Source organism: Bartonella grahamii subsp. shimonis (assembly GCF_036327415.1).
Lineage (GTDB): Bacteria > Pseudomonadota > Alphaproteobacteria > Rhizobiales > Rhizobiaceae > Bartonella > Bartonella shimonis.
Map to the genome: position 1 here is coordinate 1,189,434 of NZ_CP123961.1, position 19,716 is coordinate 1,209,149.

The 19,716-nt window shown below is 37.9% G+C and carries 15 protein-coding genes, 4 tRNA genes and 1 pseudogene; 18 read left to right on the top strand and 2 right to left on the bottom strand.

Annotated features, from left to right (window positions below):
• Positions 1-4: 4 nt before the first annotated feature.
• The 6 genes and pseudogenes from trkA to QHG57_RS05220 all read left to right on the top strand — a co-directional run bounded on the left by trkA (position 5) and on the right by QHG57_RS05220 (position 7,551).
• On the top strand, positions 5-1,381 hold the full coding sequence (trkA, locus tag QHG57_RS05195) for a Trk system potassium transporter TrkA (protein WP_330167420.1): 1,377 nt from the start codon (positions 5-7) through the stop codon (positions 1,379-1,381).
• Between the two features lie 10 nt (positions 1,382-1,391).
• A pseudogene (locus QHG57_RS05200) lies at positions 1,392-2,196 on the top strand (glycosyltransferase family 32 protein).
• 146 nt (positions 2,197-2,342) lie between these two features.
• A complete protein-coding gene (gene clpP / locus QHG57_RS05205) occupies positions 2,343-2,975 on the top strand; it encodes an ATP-dependent Clp endopeptidase proteolytic subunit ClpP (protein WP_330168860.1) in 633 nt (210 codons plus the stop codon).
• Between the two features lie 183 nt (positions 2,976-3,158).
• On the top strand, positions 3,159-4,433 hold the full coding sequence (gene clpX / locus QHG57_RS05210) for an ATP-dependent Clp protease ATP-binding subunit ClpX (protein ID WP_330168861.1): 1,275 nt from the start codon (positions 3,159-3,161) through the stop codon (positions 4,431-4,433).
• 183 nt (positions 4,434-4,616) lie between these two features.
• Positions 4,617-7,043 carry an endopeptidase La gene (gene lon / locus QHG57_RS05215; RefSeq protein WP_330168862.1) on the top strand — a complete coding sequence of 809 codons (2,427 nt, stop codon included), beginning with the start codon at positions 4,617-4,619 and terminating at the stop codon, positions 7,041-7,043.
• A gap of 229 nt (positions 7,044-7,272) precedes the next feature.
• Complete coding sequence (locus QHG57_RS05220; protein WP_012231443.1) at positions 7,273-7,551, top strand: HU family DNA-binding protein; 279 nt, start codon at positions 7,273-7,275, stop codon at positions 7,549-7,551.
• A gap of 1,107 nt (positions 7,552-8,658) precedes the next feature.
• On the opposite strand, the gene trmFO is transcribed toward QHG57_RS05220, so the two are convergent.
• Entirely contained in the window at positions 8,659-10,071 is a 1,413-nt protein-coding gene (trmFO, locus tag QHG57_RS05225; protein WP_330168863.1) for a methylenetetrahydrofolate--tRNA-(uracil(54)-C(5))-methyltransferase (FADH(2)-oxidizing) TrmFO, read from the bottom strand.
• 134 nt (positions 10,072-10,205) lie between these two features.
• On the opposite strand from trmFO, the gene QHG57_RS05230 reads away from it, so the two are divergent.
• From QHG57_RS05230 to QHG57_RS05255, 6 genes are all read left to right on the top strand, one after another.
• A tRNA-Leu gene (locus QHG57_RS05230) sits at positions 10,206-10,288 on the top strand.
• A 136-nt stretch (positions 10,289-10,424) separates the two neighbouring features.
• Positions 10,425-11,852, top strand: a complete 1,428-nt coding sequence (gene tig, locus QHG57_RS05235) for a trigger factor (RefSeq protein WP_330167424.1) — start codon at positions 10,425-10,427, stop codon at positions 11,850-11,852.
• A gap of 128 nt (positions 11,853-11,980) precedes the next feature.
• Complete coding sequence (gene gatB / locus QHG57_RS05240; protein WP_330167425.1) at positions 11,981-13,480, top strand: Asp-tRNA(Asn)/Glu-tRNA(Gln) amidotransferase subunit GatB; 1,500 nt, start codon at positions 11,981-11,983, stop codon at positions 13,478-13,480.
• Positions 13,481-13,662: 182 nt separating this feature from the next.
• Positions 13,663-14,061: an NADH:ubiquinone oxidoreductase subunit NDUFA12 gene (locus tag QHG57_RS05245; protein WP_330167426.1), complete on the top strand. Its 399-nt coding sequence runs from the start codon at positions 13,663-13,665 to the stop codon at positions 14,059-14,061.
• A 137-nt stretch (positions 14,062-14,198) separates the two neighbouring features.
• Complete coding sequence (locus tag QHG57_RS05250) at positions 14,199-14,573, top strand: DUF2155 domain-containing protein (protein WP_330169579.1); 375 nt, start codon at positions 14,199-14,201, stop codon at positions 14,571-14,573.
• 674 nt (positions 14,574-15,247) lie between these two features.
• On the top strand, positions 15,248-15,988 hold the full coding sequence (locus QHG57_RS05255; protein ID WP_330167427.1) for a rhomboid family intramembrane serine protease: 741 nt from the start codon (positions 15,248-15,250) through the stop codon (positions 15,986-15,988).
• Here QHG57_RS05255 and QHG57_RS05260 read toward each other — a convergent pair.
• A complete protein-coding gene (locus QHG57_RS05260) occupies positions 15,978-16,808 on the bottom strand; it encodes a TrmH family RNA methyltransferase (protein WP_330167428.1) in 831 nt (276 codons plus the stop codon). The two genes, QHG57_RS05255 and QHG57_RS05260, sit on opposite strands and share 11 nt — an antisense overlap.
• Positions 16,809-17,013: 205 nt before the next feature.
• Between QHG57_RS05260 and QHG57_RS05265 the strand changes: the two genes are divergently transcribed.
• The 6 genes from QHG57_RS05265 (at position 17,014) to nusG (ending at position 19,647) form a co-directional block, all read left to right on the top strand.
• Positions 17,014-17,097 (top strand) — tRNA-Tyr (locus QHG57_RS05265).
• A 31-nt stretch (positions 17,098-17,128) separates the two neighbouring features.
• Positions 17,129-17,202, top strand: a tRNA-Gly gene (locus QHG57_RS05270).
• 181 nt (positions 17,203-17,383) lie between these two features.
• Positions 17,384-18,559, top strand: a complete 1,176-nt coding sequence (gene tuf / locus QHG57_RS05275) for an elongation factor Tu (protein WP_330167429.1) — start codon at positions 17,384-17,386, stop codon at positions 18,557-18,559.
• A gap of 47 nt (positions 18,560-18,606) precedes the next feature.
• Positions 18,607-18,682 (top strand) — tRNA-Trp (locus QHG57_RS05280).
• A gap of 201 nt (positions 18,683-18,883) precedes the next feature.
• Complete coding sequence (gene secE / locus QHG57_RS05285) at positions 18,884-19,096, top strand: preprotein translocase subunit SecE (RefSeq protein ID WP_012755023.1); 213 nt, start codon at positions 18,884-18,886, stop codon at positions 19,094-19,096.
• 20 nt (positions 19,097-19,116) lie between these two features.
• Positions 19,117-19,647, top strand: coding sequence for a transcription termination/antitermination protein NusG (nusG, locus tag QHG57_RS05290; RefSeq protein WP_273790740.1), 531 nt, complete (start codon positions 19,117-19,119; stop codon positions 19,645-19,647).
• The last annotated feature ends 69 nt before the right edge of the window (positions 19,648-19,716 follow it).

Sequence of the window (19,716 nt, forward strand, 5' to 3'; positions counted from 1 at the left end):
AGCGATGCGTGTTATTATTTGCGGAGCAGGACAGGTTGGTTATGGGATAGCAGAGCGTCTTGCTGCTGAAAATCACGATGTTACTGTTATTGATATTGAAACGAGATTAATTGAAAAGATTCGCGATACATTGGATGTAAGAGGTTTTGTGGGTCACGGTTCACGTCCTGAAGTTCTTTTGGATGCAGATGCAGACAAAGCTGATATGTTGATTGCTGTCACTTTGTTTGATGAAGTCAATATGGTAGCTTGCCAGGTAGCACATTCATTATTTAATGTGCCCACAAAGATTGCTCGTATTCGCTCACAATCTTATTTAGAACCACGTTATAAGACGCTTTTTTCCAGAGAAAATATTCCCATTGATGTGGTTATTTCGCCAGAAGTTGAAGTTGGTGAAATGGTTTTGCGCCGTATTGCTTTACCTGGTGCAATAGATGTTCTTTATTTTTGTAATGATGATATTGTTGCGCTAGCCTTGGAATGCATGGAAGATTGTCCAGTTATTAATACACCTTTGCGTCAATTAACAGAGCTTTTTCCAGATCTTCATACGACGGTTACCGCTATTAAACGTGGTGCGGAATTATTGGTTGCACATTCAGAAACGCAATTACGCGTTGGTGATATAACCTATCTTGTTGCTGCTCGTGAACAGATGCGTCGTGCTGTCGGGCTTTTTGGTCATAAAGAACAAGATGCCCACCGCATGATTATTGCAGGGGGTGGTCACATTGGACTTTATGTTGCACAGGCTATTGAAAAGCGTTTCCATAAATTAAAATTGAAGATTATAGAATCACATAGAGAAAGAGCTCTAACAATTGCTGATCAGCTTGAAAAAACAACAGTTTTATACGGTAACGTGTTAGATCCAGTGATTCTTCAAGAGGCAGGAATTGATCAGTCCGATTTAATGATTACATTGACCAATCAAGATCAGGTTAATCTCTTAAGCGCTATTATTGCTAAAAGATTGGGCTGCAAAGCCAATATGGTATTGATTAATAATGTTGCCTACCAAGAATTTAGTCGTGCTGTTGGTGTGGATGCATATCTTAATCCCCATAGCGTTACAATATCGAGAATTTTGCAACAAATGCGCCGTGGGCGTATTCGTTCTGTTCATTCAGTTTTTAATGGCCGAGCAGAAATTATTGAAGCTGAAGTGATGCAAACATCTTCATTGGTTGGTAAGTCATTATCAGAGCTCAATTTATCAGATGGTTTGAGAATTGGTGCAATTTATCGCAATAAGACAATAATACAGCTTTCGGCAGATACACGTATTTTGTCTGGTGATAGAATAGTGATTTTTGCTCTTGCTGATAGGGTTCGTGATGTTGAACAACTCTTTCGCGTAAGTTTAGAATATTTTTGATACATTATCTATGGACATTTGTACTTTTGGGTATAGTGGACATTAAGATTGGTGGATAGGCTTTGTTTTCCTCAATGATTAAAACTGGACAGCGCGTTAAGCTTTTTAGTTATGATAAAAAATATAATCTCTCTGCTGGTGTTGAGTTGCATGAAGCCGAATCAATTTTATCACGCTCAGCAATTTATCGCCTTGATCCCGATTTTTCTGATGATAAACCAGGGTGTACAATTGTTCAGTTCTCGGATTTTTTTTCGTGTTATGCTGATAAAATATCAACAAGGTGTTTGGTTAGATACAGATGTTTACCTTGTTAAACAATTTCATCCAGATGCGGATAAGGTTTGGTTGGCAAAAGGAAATAATACAAGAGTAGGCGTTTTTGCACTTTATTTTCCGCCCAATAACCCTATTATAAAAGTATTTGAAGATTACTGGGCAGGCACAGAAGTTATTTCTCATTGGCTTGGATTTAAGCGTTGTGTTTGGAGACCGTTCTAGTTAAAGAGAAAAAATGCCGATTTTACCAGGAAGTCTTGGCGTTACGATATTTGGCAATGATGGTATTTCACGATTAGCAAAATGATATGGTTTTTTTTCATGAAGCAAAGGAAAAGGAAACTTTTTATTATTGGACTGGGCGAAAAGCTGGACGTATTTTTGAACCTGCTTTTGGTGTAAAGCCGCTTACAGATTCACGCTTGATAGGCTTTCATATTCACAGAAAGACAAAGACAACGAAAAGACCTCAGGAAGGAAGTTTTTACCATTTGGCGGTATCTCGCATTTCTGATGTTCATCATTTGTTTAGGTAGAGTTATTATTGCTATTTTAACTATTGAGATTTTAATCTATCTTAAACAGCTCTTGATTGTAGCTTGCGCAAGAGAGTAATGTTAACGTATGGATAAAAACATTGAATGTGTAAAGAGCGGTTGTTATATGAACGGAAAGTGAAAATATGAGTGATCCAATGAAAACAGCATTAAGCCTTGTTCCTATGGTTATTGAACAAACCAATCGTGGTGAACGGGCCTATGATATTTTTTCTCGTCTTTTAAAGGAGCGAATTATTTTTATTAATGGTCCTGTTGAAGATGGTATGGCGATGCTTGTTTGTGCACAATTGCTTTTCTTGGAAGCGGAAAATCCTAAAAAAGAAATTAGTCTTTATATTAATTCTCCAGGTGGTGTCGTAACATCTGGTATGGCTATTTATGATACTATGCAGTTTATTCGGCCTCCTGTTTCTACGCTTTGCATGGGGCAGGCGGCATCTATGGGGTCTTTATTGTTAACAGCTGGAGCAAAAGGTCATCGTTTTACATTGCCAAACGCACGTATTATGGTGCATCAACCATCTGGTGGTTTTCAAGGTCAAGCTTCAGATATTGAGCGACATGCGCAAGATATTATAAAGATGAAACGGCGTTTAAATGAAATTTATGTTCAACATACAGGTCAAGGTTATGAGGTTATTGAGAGAACTCTCGATCGCGATCATTTTATGACAGCAGAAGAAGCCAAAGCGTTTGGCTTAGTTGATGATGTTATACAATATCGTGCAGAAACTAAAGAAGAAGAAAAAGATTAAGAATTTTTATAGAAAAAACAACTACTTTAAATCAAAGAGTTTTATAAAAAATATCGCAAAATAAAAGAAACACCTAAAAATATTGAGACATGCATGGTTTTCTATATGTCTTTTAGTTTTCATGATGAAAAGCCTCCTTTGAAAAGGCAAAGTATTCATATATCGTGGTGAAAGGAACGAAAAATGAGCAAAATTAGCAATAGTGGGAACGAATCAAAAAATACTCTCTATTGCTCGTTCTGCGGCAAGAGTCAGCATGAGGTGCGTAAGCTCATTGCGGGGCCTACTGTATTTATCTGTGATGAATGTGTAGAGCTTTGCATGGATATTATTCGGGAAGAAAATAAGTCTTCTGGGATTAAGGTGCGTGATGGTGTCCCTACGCCACAGGAAATTATAACAGTTCTTGATGACTATGTTATTGGTCAGCAGCATGCAAAGCGTGTTCTTTCTGTTGCTGTTCATAATCATTATAAACGGTTGGCGCATCAGTCTAGAAGCAATGATATTGAGTTAGCTAAATCAAATATTCTTCTTGTTGGTCCTACGGGCTGTGGTAAAACTTATCTTGCACAAACATTAGCACGTATTATTGATGTGCCTTTTACGATGGCGGATGCGACCACTTTGACTGAAGCAGGTTATGTGGGTGAGGATGTTGAAAATATTATTCTTAAGCTTCTTCAAGCAGCAGATTATAATGTTGAACGTGCGCAGCGTGGTATTGTTTATATTGATGAGGTTGATAAGATTTCTCGTAAAGCAGATAATCCTTCTATTACGAGAGATGTTTCGGGGGAAGGAGTTCAGCAAGCATTATTAAAAATTATGGAAGGAACGATTGCTTCTGTTCCTCCTCAAGGTGGACGTAAGCATCCGCAACAAGAGTTTCTTCAGGTTGACACCACAAACATCTTATTCATTTGTGGGGGAGCTTTTGCAGGTTTAGAACGGATTATTTCAGGGCGAGGTGAAAAAACTTCTATTGGTTTTTCTGCGACCGTTAAGGCTCCTGATGAGCGTTGTGTTGGTGAAATTTTTCGTGATTTAGAGCCTGAAGATCTTATAAAGTTTGGTTTAATACCAGAATTTATTGGGCGCCTTCCTATAGTCGCTACCTTAGAGGATTTAGATATTAACGCTCTCATGCAAATTTTATCACAACCTAAAAATGCGTTAGTAAAGCAATATCAGCGTCTTTTTGAAATGGAGAATGTTGAGTTAGCATTTCATGAAGATGCTTTACGTGTTATTGCAAAGAAAGCAATTGAACGTAAAACCGGTGCTCGTGGGTTACGTTCTATTATGGAGAAGATCCTTCTTGAGACAATGTTTGAGCTACCGGCTCTTGAAGGCGTTCAAAAAGTGGTTATTTCGAGTGATGTCGTTGATGGGAAAGCGCGTCCTCTCTATATTTACTCAGAGCGTGCAGACGATAAAGAAAATGTATCAGCATGACATTGTGCGATGCACAATATAAAAGGTGGTAATGAACGGTATTTGATGGGTGTTTCTAATAATATCATTATAATGCTTGATTTATGTATTAGTAATTACCACTTCATGTACTGTGAAGAGCTGAGGTTTTCTAAAGGTGGGCTGGTTGTTGTAGATAGCTCATAGGCTCCAGAAAGGAGAGTTATGCAATATATTGATGAAAAGACAGATGAAGTAAGAGATGGGGTTTATGCTGTTTTACCTCTTCGTGATATTGTTGTCTTCCCCCATATGATTGTTCCACTTTTTGTGGGCCGCGAAAAATCAATTCGTGCTCTTGAAGAAACGATGGCGGTTGACAAGCAAATACTATTGGTGACACAAAAAAATGCTTCTGATGATGATCCAAAATCAGAGGATATTTATCATATTGGTACGTTTGCTAATATTCTTCAACTTTTAAAGCTTCCTGATGGTACTGTAAAGGTTTTGGTTGAAGGAACTACACGTGCAAAAATTAGTCAATTTTCTTTAAGTGAAGGTTATCATCAGGCTTTTGCAACTGTTACAGAAGAACCTAGAGAGAGTGATGTTGAGATTGAAGCTCTTTCAAGGTCAGTGATTGCTTATTTTGAAAACTATGTAAAGCTTAATAAAAAAATCTCTCCTGAAGTTGTCAATGCGATTGGCCAGATTGATAATCCTTCTAAGCTTGCCGATACGATTGCTTCTCATTTGATGATTAAACTTGCAGAAAAACAGGAAATATTAGAGCTCTTACCTGTACGGGCCCGTCTTGAACGTGTTTTGTCCTTTATGGAAGGAGAAATTTCTGTTTTGCAGGTTGAAAAACGTATTCGTTCGCATGTTAAACGGCAAATGGAAAAAAACCAACGAGAATATTATCTCAATGAGCAGATGAAAGCTATTCAAAAAGAGTTAGGAGCAGGTGATGATAGCCGAGATGAACTCTCTGAATTAGAAGAACGTATCAAGAATACAAAACTATCCAAGGAAGCACAGGAAAAAGCTGGGGCAGAATTGAGAAAATTACGGAATATGTCTCCTATGTCCGCAGAAGCGACAGTTGTACGTAACTATCTTGATTGGTTATTAGCGATGCCTTGGGGTAAAAAATCTAAAATTAAAAACAATTTAGATTTTGCTGAAAAGGTCATGAATAATGAACATTTTGGTCTTGAAAAAGTTAAGGAGCGAATTATTGAATATTTGGCCGTACAAAGTCGCGCGTCAAAGATAAAAGGTCCCATTATTTGTTTGTTAGGTCCTCCTGGTGTAGGGAAAACATCATTAGCGCGCTCTATTGCAAAGGCGACGGGGCGTGAGTATGTTCGTATCTCATTGGGAGGTGTGCGGGATGAAGCAGAAATTCGCGGACATCGTCGAACATATATTGGTTCGATGCCTGGAAAAATTATCCAGTCTATGAAAAAAGCAAAAAAATCTAATCCGCTTTTCTTGCTTGATGAAATTGATAAAATGGGACAAGATTTTCGTGGAGACCCTTCATCCGCTTTATTGGAAGTTCTTGATCCTGAACAAAATAGTACATTCATTGATCACTATTTGGAAGTTGAATATGATCTTTCGGATGTCATGTTTATCACAACTGCCAATACGCTTAATATTCCAGGTCCGTTAATGGATCGTATGGAAATTATTCGTATTGCTGGTTATACTGAATGTGAGAAAATGGAAATTGTTAAACAGCATCTTTTACCAAAGGCACTAAAAGATCACTGTTTGTCTAAAAAAGAACTCAGTATTTCTGATGGAGCACTAAGATCGGTTATTCAGTTTTACACACGTGAGGCAGGCGTTCGTAATCTTGAGCGTGAACTCATGAAAATTTCCCGCAAATCCGTTACAAAAATTCTCAAAACGCAACAAAAATCTGTAAAAGTTACAGAAAGTAATATTCATGATTTTTTGGGTGTTAAACGTTATCATTACAATCAGATTGAAGGAGAAAATCAAATTGGTGTTGTGACAGGACTTGCGTGGACAGAAGTCGGTGGAGAGTTATTGACCATTGAAGGAGTTATGATGCCCGGCAAAGGTAAGATGACTGTAACTGGAAATTTACGTGATATTATGAAAGAGTCCATTTCAGCGGCAGCATCTTATGTACGTTCTCGTGCTGTTGACTTTGGTATTGAACCACCACTTTTTGAAAAGCGCGATATCCATGTTCATGTTCCAGAGGGTGCGACGCCAAAAGATGGCCCATCTGCTGGGATTGCAATGGTGACAGCAATTGTTTCGGTCCTTACAGGAATAGCTGTGCATAAAGATATAGCAATGACTGGTGAAATTACTTTACGTGGACGCGTTTTACCAATTGGTGGATTAAAAGAAAAACTCCTAGCAGCTCTTCGAGGAGGAATAAAAAAAGTACTTATTCCTGAAGAAAACGCAAAGGATTTGGTTGATATTCCTGATGATGTCAAAAATAATATGGAAATTATTCCGGTAACTCATGTGAGTGAAGTTTTAAAACACGCTTTGGTTTGTTTTCCAGACACTATTGAATGGAAAGAATCTTCTACAGTGGCTGTTCCAATCCGATCAGAAAGCAATGATAGTGAAGGAATACAGATTGCACACTGATTCACTTATCTTATTTATAACGGCATTTTTTAGGTGGCAGAAGGCGTTGTTGAGGTTATTATTCTGTTTTTTGTTGGAAAAAGTGAAAAATTCCGTGAATAACTGTGATTATTGCTAAAAAACAATGTTTTGGATAAAAATAAGACTTCTGTTTGCTGTACTTTTCAATAAACTAACCAATAACATGATTAGTCATGTTGTCAGGTAATATAGGGAAAGGAAATATTTTATGAATAAAAGTGAATTGGTTAGCTCCGTTGCTGAAAAGGCAGGTGTTTCGAAAGCCCAAGCTGGTGCTGTTGTTGATGCTTTTATGGCTTCTGTAACAGAAGCTTTGGCTTCAGGGGGAGATGTTCGTCTTCCAGGTTTTGGCTCTTTTGAAGTTTCTCATCGTGCTGCAACAAAGGGGCGTAATCCTTCAACTGGTGCTGAAATCGATATTCCAGCGCGTTCTGTACCTAAATTTTCTGCAGGAAAAAGCCTTAAAGAAGCAGTTAATAAAAAATAATTTAAGCTATATTAAAAAACCCGATTTATTTATAAGCGGGTTTTTTTTTACACATGTATTATGTGTGTTTTCATATAAAACTTTGAGGTTTTTGCGGTGCTTTTTTATTTTCATATGTTGCTGGTATTTTTGAAAATGATTTTAAGTATTGCATAAAATACTGTCAGCTTGAAATATATTGTTTTTTGCCTTTCCAATAAAATATTGCACTGTATTAATGAAGTACTGCTATGGCTTATAAAATGTAATGTTAATTTTTGTTACACTAAAGTGTTACGGTGTTTATTTCAAAACAAGACCCGTAAACAGTATGAGGCAAAACACTCTGTGAAGCGTATAAAAGTTATTATATACCGCCATTTACGTTTAATAAAAGCGCATGTTGGTGCCACCGTACTTATTTTTCCCAGTTCCTATAATGTTACGACTAGCCCTCGATATCTGAGACGAGTGCATAAGGAATAGTTTTCTTCTTTTATTTATACGCCAACCTTTCTTGTGATACACCAAGAGGATAATTTTTATTGATTTATTATAAGAGAGACTGAAATCAAAGAATCTTATGATATTCAGATTTCGCTTTCAATATTGTGATTTTTCTTGGCATTTGAGAGGGGAGAGATAGATTCAGCTCTATTCTACAAATATTTTTTTCATATCTTTATTTTGCTTGTGATATACAAGCGAGCGTTTTTTCTTCATCATACAAGAGTTAAAAAAATGAGAGAATATCACAAATTTTGAGGGAGAAAGTTAAAAACAGAAAAATTATTCTTATAAAATAATATGTATTACGTAATATAAAAACTGTTAATAGAAATAATACAGTATTGCTTGTGTATTTTTCATCTATTTAATTTTGATTATTCATAATATATTTATATGATTATTTTATCTTTAGTCATTAAATCATATTAAATTGTTGATAGCGGTAAAGGTTTTTTATAGCCAAAAATTATTTTACAGCACCTACATAATTGAATAAATGATGAAATGTAGGATAGTATTTATTGATTGAGGCAGACAGTCTTTAAAAGGCTTTAGAATGATTTTTTCACGACAGACATAAAGATCTATTCAGTAGGTGAGAGGCGAATCGTGTGTTTTTTATAAACAGGAACTCTTTGATTCTTTATTTGCTAACCACTGAGTACAATCATTGAGAGCTCTCGCTGTTATGGCTTGTTTTTTTACTAATTTTTTTTCTTTATTTGGTAAGCGTTTTCCTGAATGTTTAATAGGAGCAATAGGGGGAAAGAGTCCGAAATTGATATTCATTGGCTGAAAGGACTGTGTTTCTGCTTTTTCATCTATGATGTGTCCCCCCGTAATATGATTCAAAAGGGCTCCGAATGCTGTAGTTTGTGGGGGTAGGCAAGGAGAAATATGATGATATTCGGCAGCAGCAAAACGTCCAGCAAGAAGCCCTATTGCCGCTGATTCTACATAACCTTCACATCCAGTAATTTGCCCTGCAAAGCGTAGTTGCTTTTTTTGTTTTAAACGAAGGGTTTGATCAAGAATGATTGGCGAGTTGAGGTAGGTATTGCGGTGAAGACCACCAAGACGCGCAAACTCTGCTTTTTCAAGACCGGGAATCATTCTAAAAATGCGAATTTGTTCACCATATTTCAGTTTTGTTTGAAAGCCGACCATATTGTAAAGCGTTCCAAGTTTATTATCTTGACGTAATTGAACGACAGCATAGGGTTTAACTGTAGGGTTATGGGCATTGGTTAAGCCCATAGGTTTCATAGGACCATGTCTTAACGTTTCAACTCCACGCTCAGCCATAATTTCAATGGGGAGGCATCCATCAAAATAGGGTGTTTTTTCAAAGTTACGAAACTCTGTTTTTTCAGCATTTTTTAACGCTTCAACGAATGTTTCATATTGTTCTTTGTTGAGGGGACAATTAAGGTAATCTTTTCCTGTTCCCCCAGGACCAATTTTATCATAGCGAGACTGATACCAACAAATGTTGATATCAATACTATCGGTATGGATAATAGGTGCAATCGCATCAAAAAAAGAAAGAGCTTCTATACCGGTTATTGCTTGTAATTCTTGAGCAAGTGCAGGCGAGGTAAGGGGACCCGTTGCAATGATAACATGTTTCCAAGCGTTAGGAATTTCTTGAACTTCTTCACGTTTGATTGTTATAAGAGGGTGGTTTTCGAGTATTGTCGTAACGTTTTTTGAAAATCCATCACGGTCAACAGCAAGGGCACTACCTGCGGGGACTTTGTTGGCATCAGCAGCTTTCATAATTAACGATTTCGCTAATCGCATTTCAGCATGTAAAAGGCCCACGGCATTTATTAATGAATCATCGCAACGAAATGAATTTGAACAAACCAGTTCTGCCAATTTATCTGTTTTATGGGCATCTGACTTTTTTTCGGGTCGCATTTCATGCAAAACAACAGGAATTCCTGACTGAGCGATTTGCCAGCTTGCTTCACACCCCGCAAGACCGCCACCGATGATATGAATTGGGATATCAAATGTTTTTAACATAATTGACTTTTAGCGTAAGCAGTTATGTATGAAAAGCGTAGATTTTATTTTTTTTAATATATTTGTTTGCTTTTTTTCTGTAATTAATGGTATAGAAACGCCGCTTGTATAAGGTTATTAGCTTGTAAGTTTGAGCGGATGTGGCGAAATTGGTAGACGCACCAGATTTAGGTTCTGGCGGGAGACCGTGGGGGTTCGAGTCCCTCCATCCGCACCAAGGCAAATCCCTTAAGTGCTATGGATTTCTACGTGTCTGAAATTCCGCTTCATGGTAAATGTAAGACTCGAAGTGTTAGAACGTAATGATTATTAGAGTGGGTTTATCCCTCTCATTAGAAAAATGAAGGTGTTTAATGCAGGTTACCGAGACGCTTAATGAAGGACTGAAGCGCGAAATTAAGATCGTGGTTCCAGCGAAAGACTTAGAAGAAAAGTTGAATGAACGATTGGATGATACTAAGGGTAAGATTAAGCTTAATGGTTTTCGTCCCGGTAAAGTGCCTAGTGGGCATTTGCGAAAAATGTATGGTAAATCCTTCATGGCGGAGATTCTCAATGAGATACTCAGTGATGCGCCCCGTTCTGTTTTAGCGGACCGCAATGAACGTGCAGCGATACAGCCGAAAATTGATATAGATGAAGATGAAAAAATTCTAGATGGCAAAGCCGATTTTACTTTTAGTTTAAAGTATGAAGTTTTACCAAAAATTGAAATTAAAGATTTCGAACATATTAAGGTTATCCGTGAAATTGCAGCTATTCCTGAAAAGGATATTGATGATCAAGTCAATCGCGTCCTTTCTTCTACGCGTAATTATTCCCTAAAAGAGGGGGGGGCTGAAGAAGGTGATCGTATTACTATAGATTATCAAGGTAAGCTTGAAGGTATTCCATTTGAAGGTGGGGCAGATAATGATGCACAACTAATTCTTGGGTCAAAACAATTTATTCCTGGTTTTGAAGAGCAATTGGTTGGTGTGAAAGCTGGGGATGCAAAAACGATTTTTGTTAAATTCCCAGATAATTACAGTGCGGCACATTTGGCGGGACGAGAAGCAGAGTTTGACATTACTGTCAAAGCTGTCTTTAAACCAGATGAATTAAAAATTGATGATGAAGCAGCGAAAAAGGTTGGTTTAGAGTCCCTAGATCGCTTACGTGAGGTTGTTCGTGGGCAGATTGAAAGCCAATATGGTTCAGTAACACGTCAAAAAGTTAAGCGCCAAATTCTTGATGCTTTAGATGCTGATTATAATTTTGAGATTCCTGAAGAACTTTTAGAGATTGAATTTAACAATATATGGGCTCAGGTTAATGATGATTTGAAAAAGGCTGGGCGCAGTTTTGAAGATGAAGGTATTACAGAGGAAAAGGCACGGGAGGAATATCGTGTCCTTGCGCAACGTCGTGTTCGTCTTGGTTTGGTGCTTTCTGAAATTGGAATGAAGGTTGGTGTTAAAGTTAGTGAAGATGAGCTAAAAGCAGCCGTTTTTGATCAGGTTCGCCAGTATCCTGGGCAAGAGAAAGAGATTATGGATTTTTTCCGTAGGACTCCGGAAGCTGTTGAAAATCTACGTGCTCCGATTTTTGAAGAAAAGGTCATTGATCATTTATTAGCACAGATAAAAGTCACAGATAAAGAAGTGACGGTTGAAGAGTTGATGAAAGAATATGACGAATCAGATGTTCTTGAAGAGAAGCCGGCAAAGAAAAAATCTGCAGTGAAGGAAACGTCTACAGAGAAAACATCAGCTAAGAAAAAGGCTTCTAAAAAAGCTTAATATTTACGCAAACAAAACGAGCCCGGTAGAATCGGGCTTTTTGCAAGATTTATATCCTAGGATTGCACTTAAGAGAATGGTTTTAGATAAGCCGTGAGTATATTTTAAATATTGGTAGTGGATTAGCAATGAGCATCATTGATACGCGTACTCCTGATTCTAAGCGTTTTATTTCTGGAGTTACAGGTGATTGGGAAGTCATCATTGGCATGGAAGTTCATGCGCAAATCATATCAAATTCGAAACTTTTTTCAGGAGCATCAACCAAATTTGGTGCAGAGCCGAACAACCATGTATCACTTATTGATGCAGCTATGCCAGGTATGTTGCCTGTTCTTAATCAAGAATGTGTTCGTCAAGCGGTTCGAACGGGGTTAGGATTAAAGGCGCATATTAATTTAAAATCTGTTTTTGATCGCAAAAATTATTTTTATCCAGATTTACCGCAGGGGTATCAGATTTCTCAATTTCGCTATCCCATTGTGGGAGAGGGAAAGATTATCATATCTGTTGGTCCAGATTCGAATGGCCAATTTGAGGATATTGAAGTGGGAATTGAGAGGTTGCATCTTGAACAGGATGCTGGAAAATCGATGCACGATCAACATCCAACGATGTCTTTTGTAGATCTTAATCGTTCTGGTGTTGCTCTTATGGAAATTGTTTCCAAACCTGATATGCGCTCATCAGATGAAGCCAAAGCCTATATGACAAAATTGCGTACGATTGTTCGTTATTTAGGCACTTGCGATGGCAATATGGATGAAGGTTCTATGCGTGCAGATGTCAATGTATCTGTTCGTCGTCCTGGTGAAAATTTTGGAACGCGCTGTGAAATTAAAAACGTTAACTCTATTCGCTTTATTGGTCAGGCGATTGAATATGAAGCGCGTCGTCAGATCGCAATTTTAGAAGATGGAGGCATCATAGATCAAGAGACACGGCTTTTTGATGCCGCTAAAGGTGAAACGCGCTCTATGCGCTCAAAGGAAGAAGCGCATGATTATCGTTATTTTCCTGATCCTGATCTTTTACCATTAGAATTTGATCAAGGATTTGTGGATTCTTTGGCAGCAGACTTACCAGAATTACCTGACGCTATAAAAGCACGTTTTGTTAAGGAAATGGGATTGACAGTGTATGATGCTTCCATTCTTGTGACAGAAAAGGCTATTGCTGATTATTTTGAAGAAGTAGCGCGTGGGCGTGATGGAAAAATAGTTGCAAATTGGGTGATTAATGACCTTTTAGGGGCTTTAAATAAAAGTAATCGTGAGATTGAAGAGTCACCAGTATCGCCAAATCAATTGGGAAGCATTATTGATCTCATAAAAGAAGGCGTTATTTCTGGAAAAATTGCCAAAGATCTTTTTGAGATTATTTGGAATGAGGGGGGAGATGCACGTCAAATTGTAGAAGAGCGAAATATGAAGCAGGTAACGGATACAAAGGCTATTGAAAGAGCTGTTGATAAGATCGTTGCCAATAATTCTGATAAAGTTGCGCAAGCAAAACACAAACCTGCTTTAGTTGGTTGGTTTGTTGGACAGGTAATGAAAGCAACAGGTGGTAAGGCAAATCCTCAAGCTGTTAATGAATTGGTTAAGATGAAACTTGGGATAGATTAAATTTTATGAGGTGGAGAAGAAGCCATACATATGATATCTTCTTGAAATTAAGGGATAGCACATTATTCTATCATATTGGAATTGTAGCTGAATTTACTAGTAACTTTTTCGGTAACTTCAATTGTTAACAAATTTATTTCAATGATTAATTTCATCAGTGCACTAAATGAATGGAATAGCAGATGGCTCGTTTTTTTAAGCAAATCTTCACATGGTGGAATGGCAATACCATTGGTACGCGTTTTTTCACATGGCGCAAAGGTAAGCGGATAGGGGAAGATCAATTTGGAAATATATATTATGAAGGAGGACTTCATAAGGATGGTTATCCGCACCGTTGGGTTATCTATAAAGACTATTCTGAGGCCTCTACTATTCCACCAGGTTGGCACGGTTGGATTCATCATCGCTGTGAGTGTCCACCAACACAGGAAGATTATCATCCCTATGAATGGGAAAAGCCTCATGTTGCAAATATGACAGGAACAAGTAAGAGCTATCGACCAAAGGGGGCAATCACCTCCAATAGAGAGCGTTCTTGTGTGCATGAAGATTATGATGCGTGGTCACCTAAAAAATAAAATGTTTTAATGTACGCGTGTATTTTTATCTTATTTGACTCTATGTTATGAAAAGAATTATTTTTAAGGTATGATTGATTTTGATATGATAAGATTTTTTTATGTTAGGGGGGAAGCGTTTTTTATATTTTTTTTTAATGGGAATTTTAGTGTTTTTATCCTTAAATAGTGGAGTGCAGGCTGAGCGTATTAGCAATGGAATTGCTGTTTTTGCGGGTCTTGACAAAATCACCGGGCGGACCACACGTTTTGAAGTTACTCTTGGTGAGTTTTATCAGTACGGTGCATTACAGGTAACGCCACGTGCGTGTTATACGAGCTCTAAAGATGAACCAACGCGTACAACTGGTTTTGTTGAAGTCAATGAAGTGACATTAGATAAAAAAATACGACGTATTTTTACAGGATGGATGTTTGCAGATAGTCCTGGTTTGAATGCTGTTGAGCATCCTATTTATGATGTCTGGTTAAAGGATTGCAAGCAAAATTCTCAAGACCTTCCTCTTCAATGATGAGTGTGTTATCTATTTATAACACATTGATTTATAATGGTCCTTTATCATTTTAGAACTTAATAAGAGTTTTAAATTCCTATGATTGTCTCATTTAAAATTTTTTATATTGAATTAATTCAAACTGTTCTCTTGTGCGTTACAAGTGGCGGATATGTAAATAAGATTGTCTAAGAAAGGAATAAAAATTTTCTTCATGAACTTTTTAAAATCAAACATATTTTTTCAGTGTTTCATAGGAGAGAGTTCTTGAATTATATCTGTTAGAGATTGAAATGAAAGGCTTATTTATATTTGTTAAAGAGATGAACTGACGCTTTCGCATTTATGAGGGAAACAGACTATCAAGAGAGTAATTCATCATGAAACACTAATTAGTATATCTAGAGAACGCTGTATTGGTAGTTTTTTTCTCATAGAGATGTCGTTTTTCATTCAAAGAGTAGAAGCAATGCAAGATACATTAATGGAAAATCGAGATTTAAGATTATTTAAAATCTTTTGTATAAAATACACGTGTTTCCATGTAGAGCTATTGAAAATTTAAAAAGGGACTTCGAGAGGCGTTGAAAAGATTCTGCATCACGGGGAGTGGTATATTTATTTTGTATAAAGAATAACCCATTCTCTAAAGAATACGAGATTTTACATAAAAGAATACGAGATTTTACATAATGAAAGTTTCTAGTCACCAACATAATGATGTTTCCCGATTGCCGAAAAAAACTAAAGAATCCTTGTTGAATGTTCCATTTATTATCGTTGTTTTGATAGCATTTTGTTTTTGTCTTTATTGCATTTCTCAGTATTTTTTTTCTCATCAGGTTTATGTTGAAAGTCTTGAGTTTTTTTCATTTATACCAGCATTATTTAAGAGAGATCCTGTAGCATTTTGTTATACCATGGTGAGTTATTCATTTATGCATAGTAGTTTTAAACATGTTGCTCTTAATATGGTTTGGCTTTTGGTTTTTGGCTCTCCTTTAGCAAGGCATTTTGGTGTTTTACGTTTTTTAATTTTTTGGGTGTTAACGGCAGTTATTTCTGTTTTGACTTATTTTGCATTTCATCAAGAAAGTACCATATCACTTATTGGGGCTTCAGGTGCCGTATCTGGAATGATGGGTGCTATTGCACGTTACGGTTTTTCTAGTGGTTATCTAGCTATCAATGTGCAGAACGAAAAACTTCTTGGACCCTTATTGTCCATCAAAAAAGCTCTATGTTCTAAGGGGGTGCTTGTTTATATGAGTGTATGGCTGACAGCTGATTTTATCATAGGTATTTCTTCTATTTTATTTGAAGAAAATGATATCTCAATAGCATGGGAAGCTCATATTGGCGGCTTTCTTGCGGGTTTTTTGTTGGTTGGTTTTTTTGATGTTTCACAAAAAAAATTAAAAACTAGAATCTAAGATATTTATGTGCCACATAAAGCGCTATTGTTGCAGCATTTGAAACATTTAATGATTTAATATTTCCAGGCATATCAAGGCGTGTTAAAGCACAAACGGTTTCACGTGTTTTTTTACGTAAACCTTTACCTTCTGCTCCTAAAACAAGAGCAATTTTATTCCCTGTTAATGCTGTTTCTAGAGGTTTGTCACCTTCTGAATCGAGACCAAAGCTTGTAAAACCTGTTTGATGAAGTTCTTGAAGAGCTTCAGCGAGGTTTCGTACGGTAATATAATGAATCATTTCTAGAGCTCCAGATGCTGCTTTCGCAAGAACACCGCTTTCGTGGGGAGAGTGACGGCAAGTTGTAATAAGTGCTTTAGCTTTCAATGCAACTGCAGAGCGCATAATAGCGCCAACATTATGTGGGTCGGTAATTTGATCCATGACAATGACCAAATCAGTATTGGTTAGTTCCGACAGTTCACATGGTTTGAGGGGGAGAGTTTCCAAAACAACACCTTGATGAACAGCCTCACTTCCAACAAGCGAATCAAGATATTTAGGGGTGCATAATGTAACAGAGCAAGGATAATCTGATTCGGATATATTTAATCGTTTTAAGGCATTTTGTGTAACGTAAAGACATTTTAAAATTCTTTTTGGGTTTTCTAAGGCAGCCTGAACAGAGTGAATGCCATAAAGATGGATTATCCCTTGCTGTAAAGAAGCAGCTTTCTTCTTTAGGGGTGTAAAAGATCGAGAAGGAGAGCCTTTTGTATCGCGATATCGGCGACGTAAACGAGCATAATGAGAATTTTGTGATGTTGTTTTTTTCATAACTTCTTTATAGCGTGTTAATAAGAAAAATAGAGAGAAAAAATCTATGATTTAAAGTTATGAGCAGGAATTTTGTACAAAATTGTATTTATTCTGTTGACAGATACAATAGTAATCGTCATAACCACTTCGCAATCAGATTGAACTAAAGAGGTATTCAAGATGGTTGCCGTGATATCTCATCGCGCGACTTTACCGGTGTAATGGAGGGGTGCCCGAGTGGTTAAAGGGGGCGGACTGTAAATCCGTTGCGTATGCTACGTTGGTTCGAATCCAACCCCCTCCACCATTCATCGAAGGAGAGTTAGTACGTGGGTCATGCGGGTATAGCTCAATGGTAGAGCAGCAGCCTTCCAAGCTGAATACGCGGGTTCGATTCCCGCTACCCGCTCCAAATGGTTGTTGGTGATTGGGCAAATAGGTATGATGGAGGATATTCCATTTATAGATTGGGTGGGGTCTTTGCCTAAGAGTTGTGGTGATTGGGCTGGTTACAGTCTGGTCAGACTCAATTTTGCAGGACTGTCCCCTAGGTGCTAACAAAAATAGGGAATAAAACATAGAGATTAATAGCAATGGCGAAGAGCAAGTTTGAACGAACAAAACCGCATGTTAATATTGGTACGATTGGTCACGTTGATCATGGGAAGACCTCGTTGACAGCAGCGATTACGAAATATTTTGGTGAATTTAAAGCCTATGACCAAATTGATGCTGCCCCAGAGGAACGCGCACGCGGAATTACTATTTCTACAGCACACGTTGAGTATGAAACAGAAAATCGTCACTATGCGCACGTTGATTGTCCAGGACACGCTGATTATGTAAAGAACATGATCACAGGGGCAGCACAGATGGATGGTGCTATTTTGGTTGTTTCGGCAGCTGATGGTCCAATGCCTCAGACACGTGAGCATATTTTGCTTGCGCGTCAGGTTGGTGTTCCAGCGATTGTTGTTTTTCTTAATAAAGTTGATCAGGTTGATGATGCAGAACTTTTGGAGCTTGTAGAGCTTGAGGTTCGGGAACTTTTATCCAAATATGATTTTCCAGGCGATGATATACCAATTGTTAAGGGTTCTGCGTTGGCAGCTCTTGAGGATAAGGATAAAAGCATTGGTGAAGATGCCGTTCGTCTTTTAATGAGTGAAGTTGATAATTATATTCCAACTCCTGAACGTCCAGTTGATCAACCATTTTTGATGCCGATAGAGGATGTATTTTCGATTTCGGGTCGTGGAACCGTTGTTACGGGTCGTGTTGAGCGTGGTATTATTAAAGTTGGAGAGGAAATCGAGATTATCGGTATTCGTCCAACGTCTAAGACGACAGTTACAGGCGTTGAAATGTTCCGCAAGCTTTTAGATCAAGGTCAAGCGGGTGATAATATAGGAGCTCTGCTTCGTGGTGTTGACCGTGAAGGAATTGAGCGTGGACAAGTATTGGCGAAGCCAGGGTCCGTTACGCCTCATACACGTTTTAAAGCAGAAGCTTACATTTTGACAAAAGATGAAGGTGGACGTCATACACCATTTTTCACGAACTACCGTCCTCAGTTTTACTTCCGTACGACAGATGTTACAGGTATTGTTACTCTTCCAGAAGGAACGGAAATGGTTATGCCAGGCGACAATGTTGCCATGGATGTTTCGTTGATCGTTCCGATAGCGATGGAAGAGAAACTTCGTTTTGCTATTCGTGAAGGTGGTCGTACTGTTGGTGCCGGTATCGTCTCTAAGATCATTGAATAAATAATGCTTGTTGGAGGGATGTTAAAAGTGTTTTAGTTTTGCGAGTTAGGGGTATAGCTCAGTTGGTAGAGCGGCGGTCTCCAAAACCGCAGGTCGCGGGTTCAAGTCCTGCTGCCCCTGCCAAGGGGAATAGAATTTTACATATAAGGGAGTGGATTTGCTGCCTTTTTCGCTTTTTTTGATATGGGGCTTGTTTTTTTGTGTGTGAAACGGTATTGAATAGGAAGTAAGGAGATTGCATAAGTCTGAAAGTTGGCTTTTGCATTTTTTCTGTTTATTTTGTTGTATGAAACACAATAGGGCTAGAGAGAGTACAGTGTGACGATGGCATCTAAAACCAATCCGATTACCTTTTTGAAGCAGGTTTATGCAGAAACAATTAAAGTGAAATGGCCTACGCGTCGTGAGACAGTTATTTCTACTGTTATGGTTTTGTTGGTAACTGCATTGGCTTCAGCTTTCTTTTTTATTGTGGATCAGGTCATGCATTTTGGTGTTTGGCGGGTTATTGATCTTCTGAAATATCTTTTTAGTTGAGAGTATAAGGAAGTGTGACTGTGGCGGCTCGTTGGTATATTGTTCAGGCATATTCAAACTTTGAAAAGAAAGTAGCGGAAGCTATTGATAAGGAGGCAAAGCAAAAAGGACTTGATCATCTTTTTGAAAAGATTTTTGTTCCAACGGAGCGTGTTGTAGAGGTTCGTCGTGGACGCAAAGTTGATACTGAGAGAAAATTTTTTCCTGGTTATGTTCTTGTTCGTGCTGAGTTAACAGATGAAGTTTATCATCTTATTAAGAATACGCCTAAAGTGACAGGTTTTTTAGGATCGGATGCACGTCCTGTTCCCATTTCTGATCGAGAGGTTGAACAAATTCTCAAACAAGTTCAGGAAAGGGTTGAGTCTCCAAAGTCTTCTGTGCTGTTTGAAGTTGGAGAGCAAGTTCGCGTTGCTGATGGTCCTTTTGTTTCGTTTAATGGAATTGTTCAAGAGGTTGAAGAAGAGCGTTCTCGTCTTAAGGTTGAAGTGCTTATTTTTGGGCGTCCTACGCCTGTTGATTTGGAATTTGGTCAGGTTGAAAAACTCTGATTCAACTTAGAGTAGTTTTAATTACTTTAAGGAAGGAGTGGGAGGTGATTTATGGCTTTTGTCGGCTTA

Excerpts from the sequence above, each read along its gene's own strand:
- trkA (WP_330167420.1), top strand. The coding sequence starts at position 5 with ATGCGTGTTATTATTTGCGGAGCAGGACAGGTTGGTTATGGGATAGCA.
- clpP (WP_330168860.1), top strand. The coding sequence starts at position 2,343 with ATGAGTGATCCAATGAAAACAGCATTAAGCCTTGTTCCTATGGTTATT.
- secE (WP_012755023.1), top strand. The coding sequence starts at position 18,884 with ATGGCATCTAAAACCAATCCGATTACCTTTTTGAAGCAGGTTTATGCA.
- tig (WP_330167424.1), top strand. The coding sequence starts at position 10,425 with ATGCAGGTTACCGAGACGCTTAATGAAGGACTGAAGCGCGAAATTAAG.
- QHG57_RS05245 (WP_330167426.1), top strand. The coding sequence starts at position 13,663 with ATGGCTCGTTTTTTTAAGCAAATCTTCACATGGTGGAATGGCAATACC.
- trmFO (WP_330168863.1), bottom strand. The coding sequence starts at position 10,071 with ATGTTAAAAACATTTGATATCCCAATTCATATCATCGGTGGCGGTCTT.
- QHG57_RS05220 (WP_012231443.1), top strand. The coding sequence starts at position 7,273 with ATGAATAAAAGTGAATTGGTTAGCTCCGTTGCTGAAAAGGCAGGTGTT.
- tuf (WP_330167429.1), top strand. The coding sequence starts at position 17,384 with ATGGCGAAGAGCAAGTTTGAACGAACAAAACCGCATGTTAATATTGGT.
- QHG57_RS05255 (WP_330167427.1), top strand. The coding sequence starts at position 15,248 with ATGAAAGTTTCTAGTCACCAACATAATGATGTTTCCCGATTGCCGAAA.
- QHG57_RS05250 (WP_330169579.1), top strand. The coding sequence starts at position 14,199 with ATGGGAATTTTAGTGTTTTTATCCTTAAATAGTGGAGTGCAGGCTGAG.
- lon (WP_330168862.1), top strand. The coding sequence starts at position 4,617 with ATGCAATATATTGATGAAAAGACAGATGAAGTAAGAGATGGGGTTTAT.
- gatB (WP_330167425.1), top strand. The coding sequence starts at position 11,981 with ATGAGCATCATTGATACGCGTACTCCTGATTCTAAGCGTTTTATTTCT.
- QHG57_RS05260 (WP_330167428.1), bottom strand. The coding sequence starts at position 16,808 with ATGAAAAAAACAACATCACAAAATTCTCATTATGCTCGTTTACGTCGC.
- clpX (WP_330168861.1), top strand. The coding sequence starts at position 3,159 with ATGAGCAAAATTAGCAATAGTGGGAACGAATCAAAAAATACTCTCTAT.